This is a genomic window from Photorhabdus sp. RM71S, from assembly GCF_042879355.1.
Classification (GTDB): Bacteria; Pseudomonadota; Gammaproteobacteria; order Enterobacterales; family Enterobacteriaceae; genus Photorhabdus; species Photorhabdus kayaii.
Window position 1 is genome coordinate 1 of the sequence record NZ_JBHFKV010000180.1, and the last position, 559, is coordinate 559.

At 48.3% G+C, this 559-nt stretch carries 2 protein-coding genes; both read right to left on the reverse strand.

All coding sequences use genetic code 11. The features are described from left to right. Positions 1 to 57: 57 nt before the first annotated feature. Complete coding sequence (locus ACGF5R_RS24395; protein WP_112879888.1) at positions 58 to 360, reverse strand: hypothetical protein; 303 nt, start codon at positions 358 to 360, stop codon at positions 58 to 60. Further along, a partial coding sequence (locus tag ACGF5R_RS24400) for a lysis system i-spanin subunit Rz (protein ID WP_387440422.1) occupies positions 347 to 559 on the reverse strand: 213 nt, incomplete at its 5' end. The genes ACGF5R_RS24395 and ACGF5R_RS24400, both read right to left, overlap by 14 nt.

Consider the following 559-nt stretch of genomic DNA (forward strand, 5'->3'; position numbering starts at 1 on the left):
ATGTAGTCCTGCAACCCCAGAATCATTTACTCTGAGGTCTCTGAGGTGGCAGGGTGTTCATGAATACTGTTCCTTGGCCCAGTTTCTCCAGTCAAACCCACATTCACATTTACCAGCGCTATCCTGAAATTCAGCATCAAGACCACATGTCGGACAGCACGGTACTTCAACTGTTATTTTTGTTCCTACTGGCCAGCGCTGAACGTCAAACGTAATTTTGCCTGCGGTGTCAGATTCCATATCGCCGTCGCAATAGATCTCAATAAACGGATTGTGTGCATCGCAGTTCTCACCAGCATAAACATCTGCTTTTACTTCACCCCATGACGCTGTTTTGTACTTAAGTTCATTTGTTACCATCATTGCCCCTACACTCAGTCTTCATATAATCCCTCAGTCCAAGGAATTGGGCTTCGAGGGTTTCGAGTTCTCCGAGGAGACGTAAATAATCTTGTTCAGCGTCTTTCTCCAGTCGGGCGGGTCTTGAACCATCCAAGCCGGTGCTGGAAGCGGTTTCAGACACTGGACACGTGGCTTTGACGAGCAACCGGCGACGACC